This is a genomic window from Paractinoplanes pyxinae (assembly GCF_026626335.1).
Lineage (GTDB): Bacteria > Actinomycetota > Actinomycetes > Mycobacteriales > Micromonosporaceae > Actinoplanes > Actinoplanes pyxinae.
This window is the reverse complement of sequence record NZ_JAPNTZ010000024.1, coordinates 1-24292: the sequence shown is the minus strand read 5'-3', so window position 1 is coordinate 24292 and position 24292 is coordinate 1. Positions and strand designations below refer to the sequence as shown.

The 24292-nt window shown below is 70.3% G+C and carries 25 protein-coding genes; 15 read left to right on the top strand and 10 right to left on the bottom strand.

Annotation, left to right across the window (positions count from 1 at the left end; translation table 11 throughout):
- The first annotated feature begins 6 nt into the window (after window positions 1-6).
- Both OWR29_RS44755 and OWR29_RS44750 read left to right on the top strand, forming a co-directional pair.
- Window positions 7-1353 (top strand): aminotransferase class I/II-fold pyridoxal phosphate-dependent enzyme, encoded by a 1347-nt coding sequence (locus OWR29_RS44755; RefSeq protein WP_267569750.1) that lies wholly within the window; start codon window positions 7-9, stop codon window positions 1351-1353.
- A gap of 46 nt (window positions 1354-1399) precedes the next feature.
- Complete coding sequence (locus tag OWR29_RS44750; RefSeq protein WP_267569748.1) at window positions 1400-2065, top strand: UdgX family uracil-DNA binding protein; 666 nt, start codon at window positions 1400-1402, stop codon at window positions 2063-2065.
- Window positions 2066-2078: 13 nt separating this feature from the next.
- On the opposite strand, the gene OWR29_RS44745 is transcribed toward OWR29_RS44750, so the two are convergent.
- On the bottom strand, window positions 2079-2831 hold the full coding sequence (locus OWR29_RS44745) for a TetR/AcrR family transcriptional regulator (protein WP_267569746.1): 753 nt from the start codon (window positions 2829-2831) through the stop codon (window positions 2079-2081).
- 76 nt (window positions 2832-2907) lie between these two features.
- Between OWR29_RS44745 and OWR29_RS44740 the strand changes: the two genes are divergently transcribed.
- From OWR29_RS44740 to rny, 9 genes are all read left to right on the top strand, one after another.
- The gene (locus OWR29_RS44740; RefSeq protein ID WP_267569744.1) at window positions 2908-3852 is read left to right on the top strand and encodes an ATP-binding cassette domain-containing protein; all 945 of its coding nucleotides are present in this window, start codon (window positions 2908-2910) and stop codon (window positions 3850-3852) included.
- Complete coding sequence (locus OWR29_RS44735) at window positions 3849-4631, top strand: ABC transporter permease (protein WP_267569742.1); 783 nt, start codon at window positions 3849-3851, stop codon at window positions 4629-4631. The genes OWR29_RS44740 and OWR29_RS44735 overlap by 4 nt, the downstream gene beginning before the upstream one ends.
- Window positions 4632-4640: 9 nt before the next feature.
- Window positions 4641-4841, top strand: a complete 201-nt coding sequence (locus tag OWR29_RS44730; RefSeq protein WP_267569741.1) for a DUF3046 domain-containing protein — start codon at window positions 4641-4643, stop codon at window positions 4839-4841.
- Between the two features lie 201 nt (window positions 4842-5042).
- Entirely contained in the window at window positions 5043-6089 is a 1047-nt protein-coding gene (gene recA, locus OWR29_RS44725) for a recombinase RecA (protein WP_203377732.1), read from the top strand.
- Window positions 6090-6892: 803 nt separating this feature from the next.
- Entirely contained in the window at window positions 6893-7399 is a 507-nt protein-coding gene (locus OWR29_RS44720; protein ID WP_267569875.1) for a regulatory protein RecX, read from the top strand.
- A 253-nt stretch (window positions 7400-7652) separates the two neighbouring features.
- A complete protein-coding gene (locus tag OWR29_RS44715; RefSeq protein WP_267569740.1) occupies window positions 7653-7835 on the top strand; it encodes a hypothetical protein in 183 nt (60 codons plus the stop codon).
- Between the two features lie 64 nt (window positions 7836-7899).
- Window positions 7900-8721, top strand: a complete 822-nt coding sequence (locus OWR29_RS44710) for a hypothetical protein (protein ID WP_267569739.1) — start codon at window positions 7900-7902, stop codon at window positions 8719-8721.
- A 1042-nt stretch (window positions 8722-9763) separates the two neighbouring features.
- Window positions 9764-10363 carry a hypothetical protein gene (locus tag OWR29_RS44705; protein WP_267569738.1) on the top strand — a complete coding sequence of 200 codons (600 nt, stop codon included), beginning with the start codon at window positions 9764-9766 and terminating at the stop codon, window positions 10361-10363.
- 402 nt (window positions 10364-10765) lie between these two features.
- Complete coding sequence (gene rny, locus OWR29_RS44700) at window positions 10766-12526, top strand: ribonuclease Y (RefSeq protein WP_267569737.1); 1761 nt, start codon at window positions 10766-10768, stop codon at window positions 12524-12526.
- Here the strand turns inward: rny and OWR29_RS44695 are convergent.
- The 5 genes from OWR29_RS44695 to OWR29_RS44675 all read right to left on the bottom strand — a co-directional run bounded on the left by OWR29_RS44695 (window position 12500) and on the right by OWR29_RS44675 (window position 16372).
- On the bottom strand, window positions 12500-13000 hold the full coding sequence (locus tag OWR29_RS44695; RefSeq protein ID WP_267569736.1) for a DinB family protein: 501 nt from the start codon (window positions 12998-13000) through the stop codon (window positions 12500-12502). The genes rny and OWR29_RS44695 overlap by 27 nt on opposite strands.
- A gap of 52 nt (window positions 13001-13052) precedes the next feature.
- Window positions 13053-13943, bottom strand: a complete 891-nt coding sequence (locus OWR29_RS44690; RefSeq protein ID WP_267569735.1) for an amino acid ABC transporter permease — start codon at window positions 13941-13943, stop codon at window positions 13053-13055.
- The gene (locus OWR29_RS44685; RefSeq protein ID WP_267569734.1) at window positions 13940-14614 is read right to left on the bottom strand and encodes an amino acid ABC transporter permease; all 675 of its coding nucleotides are present in this window, start codon (window positions 14612-14614) and stop codon (window positions 13940-13942) included. The genes OWR29_RS44690 and OWR29_RS44685 overlap by 4 nt, the downstream gene beginning before the upstream one ends.
- A 61-nt stretch (window positions 14615-14675) precedes the next feature.
- A complete protein-coding gene (locus OWR29_RS44680) occupies window positions 14676-15536 on the bottom strand; it encodes a glutamate ABC transporter substrate-binding protein (RefSeq protein ID WP_267569733.1) in 861 nt (286 codons plus the stop codon).
- A gap of 92 nt (window positions 15537-15628) precedes the next feature.
- Window positions 15629-16372 carry an amino acid ABC transporter ATP-binding protein gene (locus OWR29_RS44675; protein WP_267569732.1) on the bottom strand — a complete coding sequence of 248 codons (744 nt, stop codon included), beginning with the start codon at window positions 16370-16372 and terminating at the stop codon, window positions 15629-15631.
- A gap of 141 nt (window positions 16373-16513) precedes the next feature.
- Here OWR29_RS44675 and OWR29_RS44670 point away from each other — a divergent pair, with 141 nt between their 5' ends.
- Together OWR29_RS44670 and miaB are read left to right on the top strand one after the other, a co-directional pair.
- Window positions 16514-16912: a hypothetical protein gene (locus OWR29_RS44670; protein ID WP_267569730.1), complete on the top strand. Its 399-nt coding sequence runs from the start codon at window positions 16514-16516 to the stop codon at window positions 16910-16912.
- 15 nt (window positions 16913-16927) lie between these two features.
- Window positions 16928-18418 carry a tRNA (N6-isopentenyl adenosine(37)-C2)-methylthiotransferase MiaB gene (gene miaB / locus OWR29_RS44665; RefSeq protein ID WP_267569873.1) on the top strand — a complete coding sequence of 497 codons (1491 nt, stop codon included), beginning with the start codon at window positions 16928-16930 and terminating at the stop codon, window positions 18416-18418.
- Here the strand turns inward: miaB and OWR29_RS44660 are convergent.
- Complete coding sequence (locus tag OWR29_RS44660; protein ID WP_267569729.1) at window positions 18342-19256, bottom strand: LysR family transcriptional regulator; 915 nt, start codon at window positions 19254-19256, stop codon at window positions 18342-18344. The two genes, miaB and OWR29_RS44660, sit on opposite strands and share 77 nt — an antisense overlap.
- A gap of 72 nt (window positions 19257-19328) precedes the next feature.
- Between OWR29_RS44660 and OWR29_RS44655 the strand changes: the two genes are divergently transcribed.
- Window positions 19329-20237, top strand: a complete 909-nt coding sequence (locus tag OWR29_RS44655) for a threonine ammonia-lyase (RefSeq protein ID WP_267569728.1) — start codon at window positions 19329-19331, stop codon at window positions 20235-20237.
- Between the two features lie 103 nt (window positions 20238-20340).
- On the opposite strand, the gene OWR29_RS44650 is transcribed toward OWR29_RS44655, so the two are convergent.
- Genes OWR29_RS44650 through miaA form a run of 3 tightly spaced genes read right to left on the bottom strand, consistent with a single transcriptional unit; the run spans window position 20341 to window position 22828 of the window.
- A complete protein-coding gene (locus OWR29_RS44650) occupies window positions 20341-21078 on the bottom strand; it encodes a glycerophosphodiester phosphodiesterase (RefSeq protein WP_267569727.1) in 738 nt (245 codons plus the stop codon).
- Window positions 21078-21923: a diaminopimelate epimerase gene (dapF, locus tag OWR29_RS44645; protein WP_267569871.1), complete on the bottom strand. Its 846-nt coding sequence runs from the start codon at window positions 21921-21923 to the stop codon at window positions 21078-21080. The genes OWR29_RS44650 and dapF overlap by 1 nt, the downstream gene beginning before the upstream one ends.
- On the bottom strand, window positions 21923-22828 hold the full coding sequence (miaA, locus tag OWR29_RS44640) for a tRNA (adenosine(37)-N6)-dimethylallyltransferase MiaA (protein ID WP_267569726.1): 906 nt from the start codon (window positions 22826-22828) through the stop codon (window positions 21923-21925). The genes dapF and miaA overlap by 1 nt, the downstream gene beginning before the upstream one ends.
- A gap of 178 nt (window positions 22829-23006) precedes the next feature.
- On the opposite strand from miaA, the gene OWR29_RS44635 reads away from it, so the two are divergent.
- Entirely contained in the window at window positions 23007-24215 is a 1209-nt protein-coding gene (locus OWR29_RS44635) for a DUF349 domain-containing protein (RefSeq protein ID WP_267569725.1), read from the top strand.
- Window positions 24216-24292: the final 77 nt, after the last annotated feature.

Genomic DNA, 24292 nt, shown 5'->3' with positions numbered 1-24292 from the left:
TGTCGTGTGCCAGCACAGTATCAGGTCAGCGGTGACAGCGCCGCATCGATTTCCGCCAGCATCGAGGCGGGCGTCCGCAGCGGCGACTGGGTCTTCGGCGCCGCCCTGCCGCCGGTCCGCGTGCTCGCCGGTGCCCTGCACGTCAGCCCGGCCACGGTGGCCAAGGCCTATCAAGAGCTGCGGCATCGCGGCGTGGTCGAGACGGAGGGCCGCCGGGGCACCCGCATCCGGTCGCGCCCTCCCGTCGCCGGCCCGCGCTCCGCGTCACGCCTGCCCATCGCCGAGGGGGTGCGCGATCTTTCCTCCGGTGAGCCCGACGTCGGGCTTCTGCCGCCGCTCGGCCGGGCGCTGCTCGCGGTGGCCGAGTCCAACGGCCCGCCGCAGGGCTACGCGTCGGCCGCCGCGATGCCCGAGCTGATCGAGGCGGCCCGCCCGCGTCTGGTCGCCGGCGGCATCCCGGCCGCCGAGGCCGAGCTCACGGTCACCTCCGGCACCCTCGACGCCATCGAGCGGCTGCTCACGGCCCATCTGCGGGCGGGCGACGCGGTCGCGGTCGAGGATCCGGGCTGGGCCAACCTGCTCGATCTGCTGGCCGCGCTCGGCCTGCGCCCGGTTCCCGTCGCCGTCGACGCGGAAGGTCCCGATCCGGCCGCGATGGCGGCCGCCCTGCACGCGGGTGCGCGGGCCGCGGTGATCACCGTGCGGGCCCAGAACCCGACCGGGGTGGCGGTCAGCGCGGCCCGGGCCGAGGCGCTGCGTGCGCTGTTCGCGAGTCATTCCGGCGTGCTGGTGATCGAGGATGATCACGCCGCCGAACTGGCCGAGCATCCGCCCCACTGCGTCGGCCCGGTCACCGAGGCCTGGGCCTGCACCCGCTCGGCGTCCAAGCCGTTCGGCCCCGACCTGCGCATCGCCGTGCTGGCCGGCGACGCGGCCACGATCGCCCGGGTGGTCGGCCGCATGCGCATCGGCTCGGGTTGGGTTTCCACCGTTCTGCAGCGGCTGCTTCTGCACCTCTGGCAGGACGACGAGGTCACCGCGGCGGTGGCTAACGCCGCCGAGACGTACGGTCGTCGGCGCCGCGCCCTGCTCGAGGCTCTGCGCATCCGGGGAGTGGCGGCCGAGGGTGACACCGGCATCAACGTGTGGGTGCCGGTCGCCGACGAGACGCGCACGGTCGGTCTGCTGCGCGAGGCGGGCTACGCCGTCGCGCCCGGTTCCCTGTTCCGGGTGGCGGCGCCCCCAGGCGTACGAATATCAATCGGCTCTTTGGAAGAAGGGGAGATCCCGGCCGTCGCCGACGCGGTGGCCGCGGCAGTCAGCCCACCTCATCTGTACGCCCCGACTCGTTAGGGGGTGCGGATGCTTCCTCACCTGCTTTTGGGGTAGAACCTTCGGCATGCCTAGGACCGAAGCGCCGGTCGGCGCGCAGCAGTGGGTGCCGCCCGAGCCGCGCGGCATCGATCAGCTGAAAGAGGCCGCGGCCCACTGCGAGGGCTGCGAGCTGTACGCGGACGCCACACAGACCGTCTTCGGCCGGGGCGCGGCCGACGCCAAGATCGTGTTCGTCGGCGAGCAGCCGGGCGACGTCGAGGACCAGAAGGGCCTGCCCTTCGTCGGCCCGGCCGGTCGGCTGCTGCGCGAGGCGGTCGACGACGCCGGCATCGACCCGACCGACGTCTACATCACCAACGCCGTGAAGCATTTCCGCTTCGAGCTGCGGGGCAAGCGCCGGATCCACCAGAATCCGGGGCCCGCGCACATCACCGCCTGCCGGCCCTGGCTGGTCTCGGAGTTCTCGCTGCTCAAGCCCGAGCTCGTGGTGATCCTGGGCGCGACGGCGGGCCGGGCGCTGATCGGTCCGTCGTTCCGGGTCACCCAGCAGCGCGGAAAGCTGATGCCGTGGCCCGCCTCGGCGCAGCACCCCGATGACTTCCCGATCGCCGAGATCCAGGCGCTGGCCACCATCCACCCGTCGGCCGTGCTGCGCGCCGACGACCGCGAAACCGCCTACCGCGGCCTCGTCGACGACCTCAAGATCGCCGCCGACGCCGTCCGGAAGTAACGCCGAGCGCGGCCTAGTTCCGTGAGCTGAGCATCAACGCCAAGCCGTCGAGGATGCGGTCCAGCCCGAACCGGAAAGACCGCTCCGAGTCCCGTACGGCGTTGTACTCCTCGCCGGCTGCGGTGCCGACCCGGCCCGAGATCGGGTAGGCCCCGGGCGGCATCAGCCTGTCCAGCACCGGCGCGTTGACCGCCCACCACTCGGCGTCCGAGATGCCGGACTGCTCGGCCGCGCGCTGTGCGGCCACGTCGGCGCGGGCCGACGCCCAGGTGAAGTCGCCGATCAGGGTGATGGTCTGATCCATCTCGAGGTCGGTGAAGCCGGCCCCTTCGATCGCGGCCAGCTGCCACTCGTACCGGTCGGAGCCGTTCGGCCCGATCCATGGCCGGCTCTGCTCGACCTGCAGCAGCCACGGGTGCCGGTGGAACTCGTCCCACATCTGCCGGGCCACCACCGTCAGCCGCTCGCGCCAGCCGCCCTCGTGCGGCGGCAGCCCCGGCTCGCCCATCACCTCGTCGACCATGAGCCCGATCAACTCGTCGCGGCTCGGCACGTACGTGTAGATCGACATCAGCTTGAGGCCGAGCCGGTCGGCCACCTTGCGCATCGAGAACGCGGGCAGCCCCTCCTCGTCGGCCACCGCGATGCCGGCCCGGATCACCTCGTCGACGCTGAAGCGCTGCTTGGGGCCGCGCGAACCCTTCGGTACGCCCAACGCCCGCCGCCACATCAGGGTGAGCGTGCGATCGACGTCCCCGTTTTCCATGTGCCGAGATTACCCCGTGGGGTGTACGGTGTACCGCGCACCAAATACCGTGAGGCATACGGAGTTAGGAGCAGCGGTGAATCTGGAAGCTGAAGGGCTACGGAAGCGGTACGGGGACGTGCGCGCCCTCGACGGCTTCGACCTGGCCGTGCCGCCCGGCGTGATCCACGGGTTGCTGGGCCCCAACGGTGCGGGCAAGACCACGGCGGTCAAGGCGCTCGCCACCCTCGTCGACGTCGACGGCGGCACGGCTCGGGTGGCCGGTTTCGACGTACGCAATGAAGCAGCGAAAGTGCGGAAGCGGATCGGACTGATCGGGCAGAACGCGGCGGTCGACGAGATCCTCGGCGGCCGGCAGAACCTGGTGATGTTCGGCCGGCTCTACGGGTTGAGCAAAGGGGACGCCCGGGCCAAGGCCGACGGACTGCTCGACATGTTCGGGCTCACCGACGCGGCCGAGCGCGCGGTCTCGACGTACAGCGGGGGAATGCGCCGCAGGCTCGACATCGCGGCCGGGTTCATTCTCACGCCCGCGGTGCTCTTCCTCGACGAACCGACCACCGGGCTCGACCCACGGGCGCGCAACGAGGTATGGGCCGCCGTCCGGGAAGTGGCCGCAGCCGGCACCACCGTGCTGCTGACCACGCAGTATCTGGACGAGGCGGACCAGCTGGCGGCCCGCATCTCGGTGATGAACCACGGCCGGGTGGTCGCCGACGACACCCCGGCCGCGCTCAAGCGCCAGATCGGCGGCGACCGGGTGACCGTGACCATCGCGGCCGATCAGCCGCTGGAGTCGGTGGCCGAGCAACTCGCCGCCGCCGTCGGCCTGCCCGCCGTGCCCGACACCGAGGCGCACAGCCTCACCTTCGAGGTCGGCGCCGGTGTCACCGGGCTCGCCACCGTCGTCCGCGCCCTGGACGACCTCGAAATCACCCCGGAGGATCTGGTGCTGCGCCGGCCGACCCTCGACGAGGTCTTCCTCACCTTGACCGCCGCTCCGCAGGAGGCTGCGCGATGACCGCCGTACGGGCCGGATGGATTCTCACCCAGCGCAACCTGGCCCACTGGGCCCGTCAGCCGTGGGCGCCGATCTTCGGGTTGATGTTCTCGATCATGCTGCTGCTGGTCTTCGGCTTTCTCTTCGGCGGCGCCATCACCGTGCCCGGCGGCGGCGACTACATCACGTTCCTGCTGCCCGGCATGTTGGCGCTGAGCATGATGTTCGGCGTCGAGACCACGGCCACCGCGATGGCCAACGACGCCCGCAAGGGCATCACCGACCGGTTCCGGTCACTGCCCATCGGCAGTGCCTCGGTGGCTCTGGGCCGGGTGGGGGCCGACCTGGCCAACTCGGCCGTCGAACTGCTGGTGCTGATCGGCGGCGGCCTGCTGATCGGCTGGCGGATCACCTCGGATCCGGCCTCGGCCGCCTTCGCCGTACTGCTGTTGCTGCTCTTCCGGTTCTCGATGCTCTGGATCGGCATCTTCGTCGGACTGGCGTTTCGCGGCGAGGGCTCCACGATGGCCGTACAAGTATTGGTGTGGCCCATCGGCTTCCTGTCGACGGCCATCGTGTCGGCCGAGACGATGCCGGACTGGCTCGGGGCGATCGCGGCCTGGAATCCGCTCTCGGCCACCGCCACGGCGGCGCGCTCGCTGTTCGGCAACCCGACCGGAATCACCGAGGGGCCGCTGGCCGACTCGTCGGTGTGGCTCGCCGTCGGGTGGCCGCTGCTGCTCACGGCCGTCTTCCTGCCGCTGTCGGCGCGGGCCTACCGCCGTTTGCGAAGTGGGTAGGCTCGTGGGGTGCGGTTGACGGATTTCTGGGCCCGGCTGGAGGAAGCCTTCGGCGGCGCCTATGCGCGCAGCATCGCGGCGGACCATTCTTTTGGCGAGTTGGGCAACCGGACGATAAACCAAGCGATTGCGGACGGTATCGAGACGGCCACTATCTGGCGCGCGGTAGTGGCCGCGTACCCCGATCGGGTGCCTTCCCGCCTGCGGTGACGCATTTTTAGTACACCCGTTCTGGCGTGTCACTCGATAGTCGTACACGTGTTCGGCTATTGTCCACAGCGGCCTAGTTATCCACAGGCAGGGCAGGGCGGCGAGTTTTTGTCATACCCACCGCCTACCTTGGTGCCCGTGGCGATGAACAGAAACGCATCGGCGAAGACGACCGTTAAATCGGGTACAGGGGTGGCGGACATGGTGGCAGGACCTGACCGGGACAAGGCTCTCGATCTGGCGCTGGCTCAGATCGACAAGCAGTTCGGCAAGGGCTCGGTGATGCGGCTCGGGGAGCGGCCGGTCGTGGAGACCGCCATCATCCCCACCGGCTCCATCGCGCTCGATGTGGCTCTCGGCGTCGGCGGCCTGCCGCGCGGCCGGGTCATCGAGGTCTACGGCCCCGAGTCGAGCGGTAAGACGACAGTCGCGTTGCACGCGGTGGCCAACGCGCAGCGCAACGGCGGCATCGCGGCGTTCATCGACGCCGAGCACGCGCTCGACCCGGAGTACGCGAAGGCTCTCGGTGTCGACACCGACGCGCTTCTGGTCTCCCAGCCCGACACGGGTGAGCAGGCGCTCGAGATCGCCGACATGCTGATCCGCTCGGGCGCGCTCGACATCATCGTCATCGACTCGGTGGCCGCGCTCGTGCCCCGGGCCGAGATCGAGGGCGAGATGGGCGACAGCCACGTCGGTCTGCAGGCCCGCCTCATGAGCCAGGCGCTCCGCAAGATCACCGGCATACTGAACAACTCGGGCACCACCGCGATCTTCATCAACCAGCTCCGCGAGAAGATCGGCGTCATGTTCGGCTCGCCCGAGACGACGACCGGTGGCCGCGCGCTGAAGTTCTACGCCTCGGTGCGTCTCGACGTGCGCCGCATCGAGAGCCTGAAGGACGGCACCGACGTGGTCGGCAACCGCACCCGCGTCAAGGTGGTCAAGAACAAGGTGGCCGCGCCGTTCAAGCAGGCCGAATTCGACATCATGTACGGCAAGGGCATCTCGCGCGAGGGCTCGCTGATCGACGTCGGCGTCGAGCAGAGCATCATCCGCAAGTCCGGCGCCTGGTACACGTACGACGGTGACCAGCTGGGCCAGGGCAAGGAGAAGGCGCGCGAGTTCCTGAAAGAGAACCCCGACGTCGCCGCCGAGATCGAGAAGAAGATCCTCGAGAAGCTGGGCGTCGGCCAGACGACCGGCGACGCGGCCGGCGGCCCCGAGCTCCCGCCGGTCGACTTCTGATCGGCTGACCGGCCGTGCCGGCCCGACGGGGTGCGCGCTCCGGGCGCGGGTGGGACGCCATCCCACCCCGCCCCGCCCGCAACCACGATGAGCACCCGCCCGGCGATCCCTCCACCGGCGACGACGCGGAACGCGGCAACGTTCCCGCCCGTCGCCCGGGGGCTTCGCCGGGCGGTAACCCCCTTTCCGGCGTCGTCCGCCGCGGCTTCGACGGGCCTGCCGTGAGCTTTCCGAACTTGGTCGGCTCCGGTCAGGACGCCCCTTCCGAGGTCGGCCGTCGCGACCATTCGGGCGACCGCTCTTCCGGGTACGGTCCTGACGATCCGCCGGAGCCGGGCCGCAGCCGTCGCGGCGACCGTTCCTTCGGCGGGTACGGCCCTGATGATCCGCCCGAACCGGGCCGCACTTCTCGCGGTGACCGTTCCTTCGGCGGGTATGGCTCTGACGATCCGCTCGAGCCGGGCCGCAGTCGTCGCGGCGACCGCTTCGGCGGCGGTTCCGACGGTGACGAGCCGGCTTCCGGCTTTTCTTCCGGTGAGTCGTCGTCAGCGGCGGGGCGTGGGCGTCGCCGCTATTCGAACGATGGGTCTTCCGAGCCGGTCCGTGGGCGTCGCGGTTTTTCGGGTGAACGTTCCGCCGATGAGCCGTCCGAACCCAGGCGCGGGCGTCGCGGTTTTGCGGGCGATCGCTCGGACGGCGGGTCATCCGAGGCCGGGGCGGGGCGTGGGCGTCGCGGCGGCCGGCAGTCGGGTGAGGGTGGGGCCAAGCAGCCTGCTCAGAGCGAGGGGGAGCGGGCGCGCGAGATCTGTCTGCGGCAGCTCGCCGTGCGGCCGCGCACCCGTGCCGAGCTGGCCAAGGTGCTCGCCCGCAAAGAGATCTCCGAAGAGGTCATCGCCGAGGTGCTCGACCGGTACGACGAGGTCGGCATCATCGACGACGCGGCCTTCGCGCGGGCCTGGGTGACCAGCCGCCATCACGGCCGCGGCCTGGCCCGCCGGGCGCTGGCCAACGAGCTGCGCCAGCGCGGCGTCGACGCCGAAGTGGCCGGCGAGGCCCTGGAGATCGTCGACGAGGAAGACGAGGCCGCCACCGCGCGCGCCTTGGTCGACCGCAAGCTCCGCACCGCGCGCGGCGAGCCCGACGCCATCTTCCGCCGCCTGGTCGCCATGCTGGCCCGCAAGGGTTACTCGGCGGGCGTGGCCATCCGCGCGGTGAAGGACGCCCTCGCCGCCCGGGACGCCGAGGCCGCCGAGTTCGCCGACCAACTCGACGCCGACGCCCTGACCACCGACGCCGATCCCACCGCCTGACCATCGACGCCCATCCCACCGCCTGGCCACCGACGCCGACCCACCGCCTGGCCACCGACGCCGATCTCACCGCCTGGCCACCGACGCCGATCTCACCGCCTGACTCCGTCGCCTGATCCACCACCCGACTTGACGCCCAGTCGCGCTGCCCGATCCGGCACTACACCGCGACGGCGATGTGCGTCGTGGTGGCCGTGATGGCCGGTCGCTTTTGCGCTGTGTCGTGGGTGCCTGCTCCGGCTGAGGTGGAGAAATGACGCGCAGCATGACACCGGCGAGAACCGGCACGTCGTGGTCGTTGGTGCTGCAGCTGGGCGGGGGTGGTGGCTTCGTCGGCCCGGTGGTCAATATAGGTAACGATCAGTGTCCGGAAATCCACATATTGCTAAGTGTGGATGGCGAAGGGGCTCTGATCTGGGCTAAGTTGCTCGCCTGATTGCGGGGGAGCAATTGTTCGACGTCGGACGTGTGTCCCCGCATCGTGACAACGGGGGAGGGACATGCGGATCAATCAGCTTGCCCGGCACCGGAGTGTGCGTGTGGTCGCGCGCCTCGGCGTTCTGGCGGGGGCGGTCGGGGTTGCGGCGCTCGCCGGTGGCCATGCGGCCGGTGCGGCGACCACTCAGACCGCCACTCGCGGAATCGTCATCGTGGCCGAAGAGCCGCAGGGCGCGGCCGCGACAGACGGCGCAAAGGCTCCGGGCGACGACGAGCCAGGCGACGGCACACCGGGCGACGGAACGCCGGGTGACGGCACGCCCGGCGACGGCGGCGACCCGCCCGGCGACGGCGGTGGCGATCCGCCCGGCGATGGTGGTGACCCGCCTGGTGACGGTGGTGACCCGCCTGGTGACGGTGGCGGCGACCCGCCCGGCGATGGCGGTGGTGATCCCCCTGGCGACGGTGGTGACCCGCCTGGTGATGGTGGCGGCGATCCGCCCGGCGATGGTGGCGATCCGCCTGGTGACGGTGGCGGCGATCCGCCCGGCGACGGTGGCGGCAACCCGCCCGGCGGCGGCGACACTCCGCCGGGGGACGACGGTCCGGGCGAGACCCCGCCCACCGCTGACCCCGGCATCGGTGGCGGCACCGGCGATGACGACGAGCCCGACGGCGGCTCGGCGGACGACGGCAACGGCAACGCGGACGACATTGGCGACGGGGACGACACCGGCGGAACCGGTGGCTCGAGCGGCGGCGGTGGCCTTCCGGTGACCGGCATGAACGTGGTCGGCATCGCCGGACTCGGCGCCGCCATCGCAGCCGGCGGCGTCGGCCTGGTGTTGGTGACGCGGCGCCGGCGCCCCGAAACCTCGGCCTGATCGACGGTCGGCCCGGTCGCGGTGAGCACGTTGCGGCCGGGCTGGCCATCTCAAGCGGAGAGCCGGGTCGGGCCCAGTCACGGTTAAGCCGCTGCGACCGGGTCGGCCGTCTCGAGGGTAGAGCCGGGTCGGGCCCAGTCACGGTGAGGTCGCCGTAATTGGGCTGGCCGTCTCAGGCGAAGAGTCGGGCCGGCCAGGTTGTTGGGCCTGAAGCGGAGAGCTCGGCCGGATCGTCGGCCGGGTCCACCTGGGACGATCTTCGGCGGACATCGGCGTTCGCCACTGGTTGGTAGCATGCGAGCTTGTGACCGAGTACTCGCAGAGCGGCATGCGGAACTACGGTCCCTTCCCGGAGGGTGCCGAGCCGACCGCCCCGATCGGTGCCCAGCAGCCTTCCGAACCCGGCGTCCCGCCCCAGGCGGTGAGGGCCGTGGGAGACCCGCGACCCACCCCGCCGGGCGGTAGCCCAGCGGTCGGCACCCCGCACGTACCAACCGCTCCGCCCGCGGTTGCCTCACCTCAGCCGAGCCCCGAACCGACTCCCGCAAGCGGCACTCCGCACCAGGCCACGGGGAGCGGTCAGCTTCAGCCCGGCCACCCACACGCGCCCAGCGCCGACCCGCGTCAGGCTGGCGACTCACTTCCAGCAAGCAGAGATCCGCACTCGACCGGCGGCTCGCATCCAGCCAGCGGCGGGCATCCAGGCGGCGACCCGCACCTGGTCAGCGGCGGGCATTCAGGAAGCGACCCGCGTCCGGCCGGCGGCGGCCCGCATCCGGTCAGCGGCGGGCATTCAGGTGGGCTCCCGCACCAAGGTGGCGACCCCTACCCAACCGGTGGGCCCTACCCGACCAGCGGCGGCGGCAATCCGGGCTACGGTCCCTTCCAGGGCAGCTCCGATCCCTTCGGCGAGCGGGCGGAAGGCTGGACCGACACCCCGTACGGCTTCGCGGCCCCGCCCGGGCGGCGCATCGAGCCGTCACCGCCCCCGCAGCGGAGCCGCCTGATTGTCGGGCTCCTCGCCGGGCTGGTGGCCGGCCTCGTGCTGTTCGGGACCGGCGGCTACTTCGCCGGCCGCGCCACCGCTCCCGAAGCGGCGGCCGAGCCCAGCACGCCGGCTCCGGCGCCCAGCAGCCCGCTCGGGGTCTTCGAGCAGAACCAGGTCGCCGTCAACCAGCCTGACTTCGCCGGCAGCAGCCTCACCGCGATCTCCGAGGGCTGGCTTCCCTACCTTTCCACCTGTTCACGCAGTGGCACCCCGGGCGGCCCGAAGGTCAACGCGGGCGAGAAGGTGCGCGTCCGGTGCACGCTCGACGGGATGAGCGCCATCTTCGTCGAGTACGAGTCGGTCGCCGAGCGGGACAAGGCCCGGGTCAAGGCGATGGGGCAGGCCGTCGACGCTCGTACGCTGACCCCGGGTGTCGCCCCGGCCGCCGAGCGCCCCACGCCTTCCGGCCGCACCACCGGCAACTACCTGGAGTACGCGTTCCGCCTCACCGAAGGAGGAACCACACGCACGGTGAGCGGCATGTGGTGGGACGACGCTCAGGCCCCGGTGGCCGGCTATCTGCTGGCTTACTGGAAGGAAGGCCTCGGCGAGAAGTGGGAGCCGATGCGCGATCTCTGGTCCCGGTACGCCTGAATTGCCCACCCCTGTCGTGAGCTGGGCGTAAGCGAGTCTGTGCCCTAAGTCCCATCCGCTGCCGAATCATGGAACCTTGACCGAAGTGGCACTCGCGACCTAGCCTCGCGTTACACAAGGTTTGTTCGACCATCGCATGCAACACGCACAACATAGATCGCATCACATTACGGCATCACTTGGAGCCCCAGGCGGGTTCCGTTGAGGGCCCCGAACGGGCCTGATAGCGCCCCCGGCACACGGACCGCAACGGCCGGGGGTCTGACACAGCGCGGTCGGCCCCACGCACCCCAGCGGTGCCGTGGTCCGATGACGCGTGCGGTCTTCTTGCCATGGTCGGGCATCCCGCAGATGGTCCGTGCGTGCTCCGGCACGCCGGGCGGCGAAGGGAGACGCGGCGAGATGACCGCCCTGGTTTGGGTACTGGTGGTGGCGTTCGTCGTCCTGGCCGCCCTCGTGGTGGCCGGCCTGGTGCTCGGCGCCCGCGCCGTGCGCCGGCTGCAGGTCAAGGGCGGCGAGGAAGGCCGCGGTCAGGCCGTCGACGATGCCCTCGCCAAGGTCGAGGACGCCAACGCCAAGGTCGAGGACGCGAACGCGAAGGTCGACGACGCCAACGCCAAGGCCGCTTCCGTCCGGGCCGAGGCCGCCGCGGCCAAGGCCGAGGCCAGCGCCGCCCGGGCCGAGGCCCGCCGGGTCCTCGAGGCCGCCCACAGCGAGGCCGACACGGTCCTCGAGCACGCCCACCGCCAGGCCGAGGCCGACGCCGAGCAGGTCCGCACGGCCGCCCGCCGCCAGGGTGAGCGCGAGGTCGCCCTGCTCAACACCACCGCCAAGGAACAGGCGGCCGAGGTCGAGCGCCGCACCGCCCGCATCGACGAGCGCGAGCGCCTGCACGCCGACGAGGTGGAGCGCCTGGTCGAGCGGGAGCGCCGCCTCGCGACCATGGACGCCGACCTGGCCGCCCGCGAGGCCGCCCTGGCGAGCCGTGAGGCGGGGCTGGCCGAGGCCGAAGAGGCTCAGCGCCGCGAACTGGAACGCATCGCCAAGCTGACGGCTGAGGCGGCCCGGTCCGAGCTGGTCGAGAACATCGAGGCCCAGGCCAAGCGGGAAGCGGCCATCCTCGTACGGGACATCGAGAACGACGCCAAGAGCACGGCCGACACCCGGGCCCGCCGCATCGTGGTCGACGCCATTCAGCGCATCGCCAGCGAGCAGACCGCCGAGAGCGTGGTCAGCGTCCTGCACCTGCCCAGCGACGAGATGAAGGGCCGGATCATCGGCCGCGAGGGCCGCAACATCCGGGCCTTCGAGTCGGTGACCGGGGTCAACCTGATCATCGACGACACGCCGGAGGCGGTGCTGCTGTCGTGTTTCGATCCGGTGCGCCGCGAGGTGGGCCGGCTGACCCTCGAGAAGCTGGTGCTGGACGGGCGCATCCACCCGCACCGCATCGAGGAGGTCTTCGAGAGCGCCAAGGGCGAGGTCGAGCAGCTGTGCGACCGGGCCGCCGAGGAGGCGCTGGTCGATGTCGGCATCACCGACCTGCACCCTGAGCTGGCCAAGCTGCTGGGCCGGCTGCGCTACCGCACCAGCTACGGCCAGAACGTGCTCAAGCACCTCGTCGAGACCGCCCACATCGCCGGCATCATGGCCGCCGAGCTGGGGCTGGACGTGCCGTCGATGAAGCGGGCGGCGTTCCTGCACGACATCGGCAAGGCGCTCACCCACGAGGTCGAGGGCAGCCACGCGCTGATCGGCGCCGACCTGGCCCGCAAGTACGGCGAGAGCGACGACGTCGTGCACGCGATCGAGGCGCACCACAACGAGGTGCAGCCGCAGACCATCGAGGCGGTGCTGACCCAGGCGGCCGACGCCTGTTCGGGCGGGCGGCCCGGCGCACGGCGCGAGAGCCTGGAGGCGTACGTGAAACGGCTCGAGCGCATCGAAGAGATCGCCGCCGGCAAGACCGGAGTCGAGAAGGTCTTCGCGATGCAGGCCGGGCGCGAGATCAGGGTGATGGTGCGCCCGGACGACATCGACGACATCGGCGCCGCGGTGCTGGCCCGCGACGTCGCCAAGCAGATCGAGGAAGAGCTGACCTACCCGGGGCAGATCCGGGTCACTGTCGTACGGGAATCACGCGTCACCGAGCTCGCTCGTTAGCCCCAGCTGTTCGCGCAGGATGTCGGCGTGACCGCAGTGCTGGGCCAGCTCGCGCAGCATGTGCAGGTAGACCCAGCGCAGCGGGATCGGCCCGCGCCGGTTGCCCGGAAGCTTGTCGTCCAACGACAGGTCGGCAACGGCCCGGCGCGACGCCGCACAAGCTTCCACAAAATCAGCCCGCACGGACGCGATCGTGTCCGAATCATCCAGTACAAACGATTCGTCCGGCGAAGACGGGATGCCGATTTCCGATCGGGGCCGTCCCGTCACAGCCTCGTCGAACCACACGCGCTCGACAAAGGCCGCGTGCTTCACGAGACCCAGCAGGGTGGTGCGGGACGGCACGAGCGACTGCCGCACCTGGTCCTCGGACAGGTCATCGAGGCAGTCGTGCAGGGCCTTGCGGTGCTCGTCGAGGAACGCCTCGAACTGGACCCGTTCCGGCTGGTTGATGACGTCGTCCGCGGAGATCATGCCAAAAGCATGTCAAGCGTGATGGCCCCGGATCAAGCCGGGGCCATCACCCTCACAACGTGCCGCCGCCACCGCCCAGACCGGGCTCGATGGTCGCCTGCTGGGTCGCGGCGCCGGCCGCCCGCGGGGCCCGGCCCTTGCGACGCGTACGCCGTCCCAGCCACCCGGCGAAGGCGGTGAGGATCGAGTTGATGATGATGTAGATGATCGCCGCCACGATCGCCGCCTGCACCACGTTGCCGAAGTTGGCCGACAGGTTGTTGACGCCCAGCTGGATCAGCTCGCCGTACGAGATGATGTAGCCCAGAGCCGTGTCCTTGACCAGCACGACGAGCTGGCTCACGATCACCGGCAGCATGGCCCGCGCCGCCTGGGGGATCAGGACGTGGGTCATCACCTGCCCCTTGCGCATGCCGATGGCGTACGCGGCCTCGCTCTGCCCCTTCGGCACGGCGTGCACACCGGCGCGGAAGGCCTCGGCCAGCACCGAACCGTTGTAGAGGGTCAGGCCCAGCACCACGGCCCAGAAGATCGACATCGGCTGCTCGGTGAGGAACGGCACCCCGAAGAAGATGAAGAACATCAGCAGCAGCAGGGGCACGGCTCGGAAGAACTCGACGATCGCGCCGGCCGGGATGCGCACCCACCAGTGGTCCGAGAGTCGCCCGACGGCGAAGATGATGCCGAACGCCAGCGACAGCACCATCGCGACCGCGGCCGCCTTCAGCGTCTCGACCAGGCCGGGCAGGATGTAGTCGGTCCACGTGCTGGATTGGGTGAACGGCTCCCACAGGTTGCCGGCCCACTGGCCCTTGGTGTCGAAGCGCGAATAGATCCACCACAGCAGCCCGAGCAGCGCGACCCCGAAGACAATCGTCAGGATCAGGTTGCGCATCTTGGCCCGGGGCCCCGGGTGGTCGTACAAGACGGCGTCCGTGCTCATCGCTTCACCGCCAGACGGTTGGCCAGCCAGCCGAAGGCGTAACCGGTGGGGATGAGGACGACGGCGAACGTGCCCGCGAAGACCAGGAAGATCGGGATGACGGCGTTGCCGTTCGCGTTGATCAGGTCCTTCATCGCGTTCGACGACTCCATCAGGCCGATCGTGCCGACGATCGTGGAGTTCTTGCAGAGCGCGATCAGGATGCTGCCCAGCGGCGCGATCACCGCCCGCCCGGCCTGGGGCAGGACGACGATCGTCAGGGTCTGGAAGAACGTCATGCCGATCGCGCGGGCCGCCTCGGCCTGGCCCGGCGGCACCGTGTTGATGCCGGAGCGGATGGCCTCGCAGACGAACGCGGCGGTGTAGACCGACAGGCCGATCACGCCGAGCCAGAAGTTGTTGAGGTCGATGTCGTCGACGAGCGAGAGTCCCAGCGTCGAGAACAGACCGAAGTAGCAGAAGAAGATGATCAGCGTGAGCGGCGTGTTCCGGAAGATGTTGACCCAGGCGGTGCCGAAGCCGCGCAGCACCGGGACCGGCGAGACCCGCATCGCGGCCAGGACCACGCCGAGCACCAGCGCGCCCACGCCGCCGGCCAGGGTCAGCTTCAGGATCCAGAGGAAACCGGTTATGTATACGTCCCGGTTCGCCGGGTCGGAGAAGACGTCCATCGGCACCTTCGAGTAAAAGGGTGGCGGGGCCGGTCACCCGGCCCCGCCCCAGAGAAACTTCTCAGCTGCAGTTGGTGAGCTTGGAGGCGTCGAGCTCGGGCGCCGCCTTGCCGCTCTTGCCCAGCGTGTCGTCCCAGGCCTTCTTGTACGAGCCGTCGGTCGCCGCCGTCTTCAGGATGTCGTTGATCTTGTTGCAGCCGGCGCTGTCGTCCTTCTTGAGGCCGATGCCGTACGGCTCCTCGCTGAACGGCTTGCCGACGACCTTGAACTTGCCCGCGTACTGGTCCTGCGCGGCGTAGCCGGCCAGGATGATGTCGTCGGTGGTGACCGCGTCGACGTTGCCGCCGGCCAGCGCCGTCACGCACTTCGAGTACGTGTCGAACTGCTGCAGCTTGGCGTCCTTGTAGTCGCTCTGGATCCGCTTGGCCGGGGTCGAGCCGCTCACCGAGCAGACCCGCTTGCCGGCCAGCGACTCCGGACCGGTGATGTCGGAGTTGGTCGGCACCAGCAGGTCCTGGCCGGCCAGGTAGTACGGGCCGCCGAAGTTGACGACCTTCTTGCGCTCGTCGTTGATCGTGTACGTGGCCACGACCAGGTCGACCTGGCCCTGCTGGATGTAGGGCTCACGGTTGGCCGAGACGGTGGTCTTCCACTCGATGCCGCTCTCCGGAACGCCCAGGCCCTTCGCGATGATCTTGCCGATCTCGACGTCGAAGCCGGTGTAGGTGGTGCCGGACTGCAGGCCGAGGCCGGGCTGGTCGGCCTTGACGCCGATGACCAGCTTGCCGCTCGCCGCCTTGCCCTCGATGCCCTTCGCGCCGCCGCTGCCGGAGCCGCTGCCCTCGTCGTCGCCGCCGCACGCGGCCACGGCCAGCGCCATGGTGAGCGCTCCGATCGTGGCGGCCAATCGGGTGATGCGCATGATGTCGCTCCTCGAGTGTCGTTCGTGTGTCTTATGGACTCAATTGAGAGTGGTTCGCGGCAGCCGCGGGGCTGGAGAGTCGCGTACCTGTCTCAATGGGTGAGGATCTTGGACAGGAAGTCCTTGGCGCGGTCGCTCTTGGGGTTCGCGAAGAACTCGGCCGGCGGCGCCTGCTCGACGAGCTGACCGTCGGCCATGAAGACGACCCGGTTGGCCGCGTGCCGCGCGAAGCCCATCTCGTGGGTGACGACGACCATCGTCATGCCCTCTTTGGCCAGCGACGTCATGACGTCGAGCACCTCGCCGACCATCTCGGGGTCGAGCGCGCTGGTGGGCTCGTCGAACAGCAGCGCCTTGGGCTGCATGGCCAGGGCGCGCGCGATGGCCACGCGCTGCTGCTGGCCGCCGGAGAGCTGGGCCGGGTACTTCTCGGCCTGGTTGGCGATGCCGACCCGTTCGAGCAGGCCCATGGCCCGGTCACGGACGACCGCCGGCTTCTCTTTGCGCACCTTGGTCGGGCCCAGCATGACGTTCTGCAGGATCGTCTTGTGCGCGAAGAGGTTGAAGGACTGGAAGACCATGCCGACCTCGCTGCGCAGGCGCGCGAGCGGCCGGCCCTCGGCGGGCAGCGGCTTGCCGTCGAAGGTGATCGTGCCGTCGTTGATCGGCTCGAGCCGGTTGATCGCACGGCAGAGCGTGGACTTGCCGGAACCGGACGGTCCGATGACGACCACCACCTCGCCCTTGGCGACGGTGAGGTTCACGTTGTCGAGAACGTGCAACGGGCCGAACCACTTGTTGACCTTGTCGAGGACGATGAGAGCCTCGTCGGACACTGCTGGACCACCGTCCCTGTTCTGGCGGATCACCCGGATGGGCACACTCTATGTGGGCCCTTGTATCGGTTCACACCGAGAATGGTCACGGAGCGGTAACACAGCGAGTGCGAAGCGAGGGCATTGTCCACCATGTTCGGTATGGCTGACATGGATCCGACAGGCGGCCTTTGGAACTGGGCGGCCGCGGCGTCCCTTCCGGCCGAGCGGGTCCACGGCGCGCTGGCCGGGGCACTGGAGCGCAATGTCGGGCCGCTGGAGTCCGGGTCGGCCGTTCTGTGCGACGTCTATCACGTCGGCGGCGACTTCCCGACCGTCATCGATGTCTATCTGGCTCCGGAGACGCTGGCCGAGTCGACCGCGGCCAGCGCCGTGGCGGTCCGGCTCGGCGTCGAGATCGTTCTTCCTGACGATTCGCTCGACCCTTCCGCGTACGTGCTGGCCGGCCCCGACGGTGGGCTGCGTGACGTGCGGATCGACGAGACCGAGACCGACGCGGGCACCGAGCGGCGTCTCCGGCGCGACCGTCCGGCGGCCTGAAGCGTAGGCTGGTCAATCGCCATGACTACCGAAACGCAGAGCGCCGCCCGCACGTACGACGTGCGCACGTACGGCTGCCAGATGAACGTGCACGACAGCGAGCGCATCTCCGGCCTCATGGAGGACGCCGGCTACGTCCGCGCGGCCGACCCCGAATCGGCCGACGTCGTGGTGTTCAACACGTGTGCCGTACGGGAAAACGCCGACAACCGCCTCTACGGCAACCTCGGCCACCTGCGCCCCACCAAGGTCAAGAACCCGGACATGCAGATCGCCGTCGGCGGCTGCCTGGCCCAGAAGGACCGCGGCGACATCGTCAAGAAGGCGCCCTGGGTCGACGTGGTCTTCGGCACCCACAACATCGGCTCGCTGCCGGCGCTGCTCGAACGCGCGCGCCACAACCAGGAGGCCGAGGTCGAGATCCTCGAGTCGCTCGAGGTCTTCCCGTCGACGCTGCCGACCAAGCGCGAATCGACGTACGCGGGCTGGGTCTCCATTTCGGTCGGGTGCAACAACACGTGCACGTTCTGCATCGTGCCGTCGCTGCGCGGTAAAGAGAAAGACCGCCGCCCGGGCGAGATCCTGGCCGAGGTCGAGGCGCTGACCAAAGAGGGCGTGCTCGAGGTCACGCTGCTCGGGCAGAACGTCAACTCGTACGGCGTCGAGTTCGGCGACCGGCTGGCCTTCGGCAAGCTGCTGCGCGCGACGGGCGAGATCGAAGGCCTCGAGCGCGTACGGTTCACCAGCCCGCACCCGAAAGACTTCACCGACGACGTGATCGCCGCGATGGCCGAGACGCCGAACGTCTGCCACTCGCTGCACATGCCGCTGCAGTCCGGCTCCGACCGCGTGCTCAAGGCGATGCGCCGCAGCTACCGGCAAGAGAAGTACCTGGGCATCATCGACAAGGTGCGGGCCGCGATGCCCGACGCCGCCATCACGACGGACATCATCGTCGGCTTCCCCGGCGAGACCGACGAGGACTTCGAGCAGACCCTCGAGGTCGTCCGCCGGGCCCGCTTCTCGAGCGCCTTCACCTTCCAGTACTCCAAGCGTCCCGGCACCCCCGCCGCGATCATGGAGGAGCAGCTGCCCAAGGCCGTCGTGCAGGAGCGCTACGAGCGGCTGATCGCGCTGCTCGAAGAGATCACCTGGGCCGAGAACAAGCGGCTGGTCGGCGAGAAGGTCGAGGTGCTGGTCGCGGTCGGCGAGGGTCGCAAGGACGAGCGTACGGGCCGGATGAGCGGCCGGGCCCGGGACGGTCGCCTCGTGCACTTCGCCACCGGCGAGCTTTCCCCGCGCCCCGGCGACATCGTCGAGACCGTGGTGACGTACGCCGCACCGCATCACCTGAACGCCGACGGCGCGCCGCTGACCCACCGCCGTACCCGCGCCGGCGACGCGTTCGAGGCCGGCCGCACCCCGAAGCTCAAGGGCGTCTCGCTCGGCCTGCCGACGATCGGCGTCCCGGCCCCGCTGCCGGCCACTCAGGGCTGCGCTCTCTGAGTTTGGCCATCAGGGCTGTCGTGGCGGGCGGGTCCGGCGGCTCACCCACGACGGCGACGAGCACGCGCCGCGAGTGGCCGGGCAACGGCACCGCCCGTACGCCGTCGTTGCGATGCGCGGCCAGCGCGAGCGCCGGCAGCGTGGTGACGCCGAGACCGCGCGCGACCAGCTGCTGGGCGGCCACGTAGTCGTCGGTGGTGAACCGGATGTCCGGGGTGAAGCCGTCGGCCGCGCACACCCGCAGCAGCTCGTCGCGGCAGCGCTCGCATCCGCCGATCCATCGCCGGTCGCGAAAGTCGGTGATGCGGTCGCCCTCGGCGTCGGCTTGGGTTACCAGGTACGTCGGATCCTCGAACAGTTCCTCGGTGCGCAGCCCGGTCAGGTCGGGCCCGCCGGCGTGGGTGAACAGCACCGCCACCTCGACCTCGCCCCGGCGCAGCAGGTCGACCGCCTCGGGCGGCTCGGCCTCGCGGAAGCGCAGCTCGACCCCGGGGTGGTCGGCGTCGAAGGCGGCCGCGGCGCCCGGCACGAAGGTGCCCAGCGCGGACGGGAAGGCAGCCAGACGTACGCGCCCCGCCCGCAACCCGGTGTGGGCGGCCAGCTCCTGCTCGGCGGCGTCGAGCCGGCCCAGGATCTCTTCCGCCCGGTCGGCCAGCAGCCGCCCGGCCGCGGTGAGCCGGATGCCCCGCCCCACGCGTTGCACGAGCCGGCTGCCGGTCTCGGCCTCGAGCCGGGCCAGGTGGTGGCTCACCGACGGCTGGGCGTAGTGCAACGCCTCGGCGGCCGCAGTGACGCTTCCGTGGCGGGCCACCGCGGCCAGCACACGCATTCGGGTCATATCGAGCACGTCTATAGGTTGGTGCAACAACCGGCATTGGACCAATGAGTTTCGGCCCGCCAAGATCAAAATATGGACTTCTCGTACGCCACCGTCGCCCGGCATCTGCCGCCCACCCCGATGTGGTCGTACCCGGTGCTGAACGCCGCCGTGGGTGCGACAGTGCTCGTCAAACACGAGAACACCCAGCCCATCGGCGCCTTCAAGGCCCGGGGCGCGCTGACCCTGCTGGCCGGCGTGCGCACCGGCACCGTCACGTACTCCACCGGCAACCATGCCCAGGCGATGGCCTGGGCCAGTCACCTGTTCGAGCTGCCGTGCACGGTGGTGATGCCCGAGGGCGCCAACCCGTCCAAGGTCGCCGCCGTACGGGCCTGGGGCGCCGAGGTCGTGCTGGCCGGCGCGGTCCTGGCCGACTCGGAAGCCCACGCCACCGAGCTGGCCGAGCGAACCGGTCACCGCCTGGTCAGCCCCGGCGACACCCCCGAACTGCTGGCCGGCGTGGGCACCCTGTACGACGAAATCCTCACGGCCCGCCCCGACCTCGACGCGATTCTTGTTCCCGTCGGCAGCGGCACCGGCGCCGCCGCGGCCACGGTGGTCGCCCGCGAGCTGGCCCCGAAGTGCGAGATCATCGGCGTGCAGTCGGCGGGGTCACCGGCCGCCCACGACTCCTGGCGCTCCGGCGAACTGCAGACCCGCCCCAACCGCACCCGCATCGAGGGCCTGGCCACCGGCCGCGGCTACGACCTGCCGCAGCGACACATGCGCGAGCTGAGCGATTTCCTCCTGCTCGACGACGACCGCATCACCGAAGCGCAGCGTCTGCTGGCCACCGCCGCCCACACCCTCGCCGAGGGCGCCGGAGTCGCCGGCCTGGCCGCCCTGCTGGATCACCCCGACCGCTTCGCCGGCCGCACAGTGGCCGTCGTCTGCTCGGGCGGCAACGCCTCCCCACAAGAATTAGCCGCCCTGCACTGACCCAACGGAACCGCACCGCCCGCGGGGGGTGAGGCTGTGGCCGGACGCAGTGAGCCCCCGCTTCATCAGCGCGGCTGCCCAAATTCGTACTTTATGAAGTTGATCAGTTCAAAACTTCAACGGCGGCGGCCGACCATCCCGTCAGCTCGCCTACGCGGTCGGTGATCAGGCCGGCGATTCCCGCGCTCGACAATGCCGCCCATTCCGACATGTCATTGGCCGTCCACGGCATCACCGCGACGCCGCGTTCGGTCAGCGACGCCACCGTGTCCGGATCCCCGAGCACGTCAGCGGTCGACGGATTGCAGCAGACGACATCCAGCTCGTCGACCAGCGGTAGCGTGTCGGCCTCGAAGCGCAGGCGAAGCAATCCCCGCCGCAGCGACGGCTCCGCCTCGCGAACCAGCCGCACGATCTCGGGATCGAAGCTCTGCACAATCGTGCGCGCACTCAGCCCATACGAGTCGATCATCTCGACAATCGTCTTCACCTGCGGCAGCGTGGCCGGCGGCTTGATCTCCAGCAGCAGGTCGGGCCCGGGCGCGCGCAGCAGATCCAAGGTCGCAGCCAGCGTCGGCACACGCACACCGGAATAAGCAGCGGAGAACCACGAGCCCGCATCCACGGCGGCCACCTCCGCATAAGAGGCTTCCCACACGTGTCCTGATCCGGTTGTTGTGCGGTCCAACGTCCGGTCGTGGATCACCACCGGCACGTCGTCGGCCGTCGTGCGCACGTCCAATTCGATGAGTGTCGCCCCGGCCCGAACGGCGGCGGCGAAAGCGGGCAGCGTGTTCTCGGGGGCGACCGCCGAATAGCCCCTATGCGCGACGACGTGCATCAAGCCGGCGTGGTTTCGCCCGACGCCACCAGCACGGCGGGACCGGCCAGCCACCAGCGGTCCTCGGCGTCGTGGGTCACCGTCAGCCGGCCGCCGGGCAGGTCGATCGCCACCACGCCCATGGCCAGGCCGGCGTCGCGCAGGGCGACCGCGCCGACCGCCAGCGCGCCCGTTCCGCAGGCCAGCGTCTCGCCCGAGCCGCGTTCGAACACGCGCATCGCGACGTGCAGGTCGGCCTCGGGCAGCGGCTCGGCGCCGACCACGAATTCGACGTTGACCCCGGCCGGGAACAGCGCGCGGTCGAAGCCGGGCCCCACGTGCAGGTCGAGCGAGTCGAGCGGCAGCCCGTCGTGCAGGCCGCAGACGAGGTGCGGGTTGCCGCAGTCGACGGCCACGCCGGGGAACGTCAGAGGGCCGGTGGTGGCGGTGCTCGCCGCGTACACCCGGGGGCTCTTCATGTGCACCCGGATCTGGTCGCCCTCGACGATCGCGACCATGACACCGGCCCGCGTGGCGATCGGGATGCCGGTGGGCGAAGGCTCGGCGAGTTCGTGCGTCACCAGATACCGGGTGAAGACGCGGACGCCGTTGCCGCACATCTCGGCTATCGAGCCGTCGCTGTTGCGGTAGTCCATGAACCATTCGGCCTCTGCGGCCTGGCCGGCGGCGGCCGGGTCTTTCGCCGTACGCACCACCCGCAGCACGCCGTCGCCGCCGATCCCGAAGCGGCGGTGGCACAGCGCCACCACCTGGGCCGGCGTCAGGTCGAGCGCGCCGTCGACGTCCTCGACGATCACGAAGTCGTTGCCGGCGCCGTGGCCCTTGGTGAAATTCACGCCGTCCATCATCCCGCAACTCTCAGCGCGTCGGCCACCAGCGTCGGCGCGGCGCCGTCGAGCCAGGTGATCGACGGGTCCCGCCGGAACCAGGAACGCTGCCGGCGCACGAACCGACGCGTTCCCCGTACGGTGTCGTCCTTGGCCTCCGCCTCGCTCAGCGTGCCGTCGATCTCGGCCAGCGCCTGCTGATAGCCGAGCGCCCGGCCCGCCGTACGCCCCTCGCGGAGCCCCAGCGGAATCAGCGTGCGCACCTCGTCGAGCAGCCCTTGCTCCCACATCAGGTCGACGCGCAGGGCAATCCGCTCGTCCACGTCATCGCGGTCGACGCCGATCTGCACGGACGAGTAATAAGGCGTCGGCGACGGCAGCGACGCGGTGAACGGCTGCCCGGTCAGCTCGATGACCTCCAGGGCCCGCACGATCCGTCGCCCGTTCGAGGGAAGGATCTTCGCCGCTGCCTCCGGGTCGCTCGCGCGCAGACGCTCGTACAGAGAAGAGGTGCCGACCGCGGCCAACTCCTCTTCCAGCCGGGCCCGGATCACCGGATCGGTGCCCGGGAACTCGAACTCTTCGAGCACCGCCCGCACGTACAGCCCCGACCCGCCGACCAGCAGCGGCACCCGCCCCCGGGCCAGGATGTCGTCGATCGCGGCCCGCGCCAGCCCTTGGTATTCGGCCACGGCGGCCGGAAAGGTGACGTCCCAGATGTCGAGCAGGTGGTGCGGCACGCCCTCGCGCTCGGCCCGGGTGAGTTTCGCCGTGCCGACGTCCATGCCCCGGTAGAGCTGCATGGAGTCGGCGTTGACGACCTCGCCGCCCAGCTCGTGGGCGAGGGCGATGCTCAGAGCGGACTTCCCGGCGGCCGTCGGCCCGACGACGGTGATCACGCGGGGAGCTGTCTCGAACGGCACGGAGCAACGGTAGGACAAGGTTTGGCCACGGTCATCGTCGGGCGCTTCCCCGTAACCGGGTTGGACCTGTGACAATGCGCGAGAAAGAATGCCGTAGAGAAGCTAGGCGTTCAACTGTGCTGTGGCGGTGGTCACCGGTCAGGCGAGATCGGGGACGCCGGGAAGACGAGGATGGGTCATGATCGACTGGACAACCTTCGGGCGTGTGGACGCCGACGGCACCGTGTACGTCAAGACCGCGGAGGGCGACCGCGTGGTCGGCTCCTGGCAGGCGGGCACACCGGAAGAGGGGCTGGCCCACTTCGCGCGCCGCTTCGCCGACCTGGTGACCGAGGTCGACCTCGTCGAGGCCCGCCTCAAGTCGGGTGCCGCCGACGCGTCGCACTCGCTCAGCAGCGTCAAGCGCCTGCGCCAGCAGCTCGACGAGGCGCACGTGGTGGGCGACATCGAAGGGCTCGCGGGCCGGCTCGACCGGCTGGCCGCCCTGGCCGACGAGAAGGCCGGCGAGGCCCGCGTGGCCCGCGAGCAGGCCCGCACCGAGGCCCTCGCCCGCAAGACGGCACTGGTCGAAGAGGCCGAGAAGATCGCCGCCGAGTCCACCGGCTGGAAGTCGGCCGGCGACCGGCTGAAGGAAATCCTCGACGAGTGGAAGACCATCCGCGGCGTCGACAAGAAGACCGACGGCGAGCTGTGGAAGCGTTTCGCCACCGCCCGGGACGGCTTCACCCGCCGCCGCGGCGCCCACTTCGCCACCCTCGACGGCCAGCGCAAGCAGGCCCAGACGGCGAAGGAAGAGCTGGTCAAAGAGGCCGAGAGCCTGTCCGAGTCGTCCGAGTGGGCGCCCACGGCCAACCGCCTCAAAGAGCTGATGGCCGAGTGGAAGGCCGCTCCCCGCGCTGCCAAAGAGGCCGAACAGCGCCTCTGGGAACGTTTCCGGGCCGCGCAGGACGCGTTCTTCACCCGCCGCAGCGAGGTCTTCTCGGCCCGCGACGCCGAGTACAAGGGCAACCTCGACAAGAAGCAGGCGATCCTGGCCGAGGTCGAGGCGCTCGACGTCGACGCCGACCCGCGCGGCGCCCAGAACAAGCTGCGCGACGCGCAGGCCGCCTGGCACGACGCCGGCCGCGTGCCGCGCGAATCGGCCGCCTCGCTCGACCGTCGCTGGCGGGCCGCCGAGGAGCGCATCCGCGTCGCCATGGACTCGGCCTGGCGCAAGACCACCCCGCAGGACAACCCGCTGCTCCAGCAGATGCGCGAGCAGGTGGCCGAGGCCGAGTCCCGTCTCGAGCGAGCCCGCAACGCCGGCGACCAGCGCCGCATCAAAGAGGCCGAGCAGGCGCTCAACTCGAAGAAGCAGTTCCTGGCTCTCGCCGAACAAGCAAACTGATCAATTCATAAGGTACGGCGGGGGGGGCTCCGCGCCCCCCCCGCCCCTGCTCTGCCCCCGCGCCGCTCCCCCTCGGC

Bases quoted from the DNA above. Each gene is read 5' to 3' on its own strand.
- OWR29_RS44710 (WP_267569739.1), top strand. From the start codon at position 7,900: ATGCGGATCAATCAGCTTGCCCGGCACCGGAGTGTGCGTGTGGTCGCG.
- OWR29_RS44650 (WP_267569727.1), bottom strand. From the start codon at position 21,078: ATGCACGTCGTCGCGCATAGGGGCTATTCGGCGGTCGCCCCCGAGAAC.
- rny (WP_267569737.1), top strand. From the start codon at position 10,766: ATGACCGCCCTGGTTTGGGTACTGGTGGTGGCGTTCGTCGTCCTGGCC.
- OWR29_RS44715 (WP_267569740.1), top strand. From the start codon at position 7,653: ATGACGCGCAGCATGACACCGGCGAGAACCGGCACGTCGTGGTCGTTG.
- OWR29_RS44695 (WP_267569736.1), bottom strand. From the start codon at position 13,000: ATGATCTCCGCGGACGACGTCATCAACCAGCCGGAACGGGTCCAGTTC.
- OWR29_RS44680 (WP_267569733.1), bottom strand. From the start codon at position 15,536: ATGCGCATCACCCGATTGGCCGCCACGATCGGAGCGCTCACCATGGCG.
- OWR29_RS44750 (WP_267569748.1), top strand. From the start codon at position 1,400: ATGCCTAGGACCGAAGCGCCGGTCGGCGCGCAGCAGTGGGTGCCGCCC.
- OWR29_RS44735 (WP_267569742.1), top strand. From the start codon at position 3,849: ATGACCGCCGTACGGGCCGGATGGATTCTCACCCAGCGCAACCTGGCC.
- OWR29_RS44690 (WP_267569735.1), bottom strand. From the start codon at position 13,943: ATGAGCACGGACGCCGTCTTGTACGACCACCCGGGGCCCCGGGCCAAG.
- OWR29_RS44670 (WP_267569730.1), top strand. From the start codon at position 16,514: ATGGCTGACATGGATCCGACAGGCGGCCTTTGGAACTGGGCGGCCGCG.
- OWR29_RS44660 (WP_267569729.1), bottom strand. From the start codon at position 19,256: ATGACCCGAATGCGTGTGCTGGCCGCGGTGGCCCGCCACGGAAGCGTC.
- recA (WP_203377732.1), top strand. From the start codon at position 5,043: ATGGTGGCAGGACCTGACCGGGACAAGGCTCTCGATCTGGCGCTGGCT.
- OWR29_RS44635 (WP_267569725.1), top strand. From the start codon at position 23,007: ATGATCGACTGGACAACCTTCGGGCGTGTGGACGCCGACGGCACCGTG.
- OWR29_RS44745 (WP_267569746.1), bottom strand. From the start codon at position 2,831: ATGGAAAACGGGGACGTCGATCGCACGCTCACCCTGATGTGGCGGCGG.
- OWR29_RS44685 (WP_267569734.1), bottom strand. From the start codon at position 14,614: ATGGACGTCTTCTCCGACCCGGCGAACCGGGACGTATACATAACCGGT.
- dapF (WP_267569871.1), bottom strand. From the start codon at position 21,923: ATGGACGGCGTGAATTTCACCAAGGGCCACGGCGCCGGCAACGACTTC.
- OWR29_RS44655 (WP_267569728.1), top strand. From the start codon at position 19,329: ATGGACTTCTCGTACGCCACCGTCGCCCGGCATCTGCCGCCCACCCCG.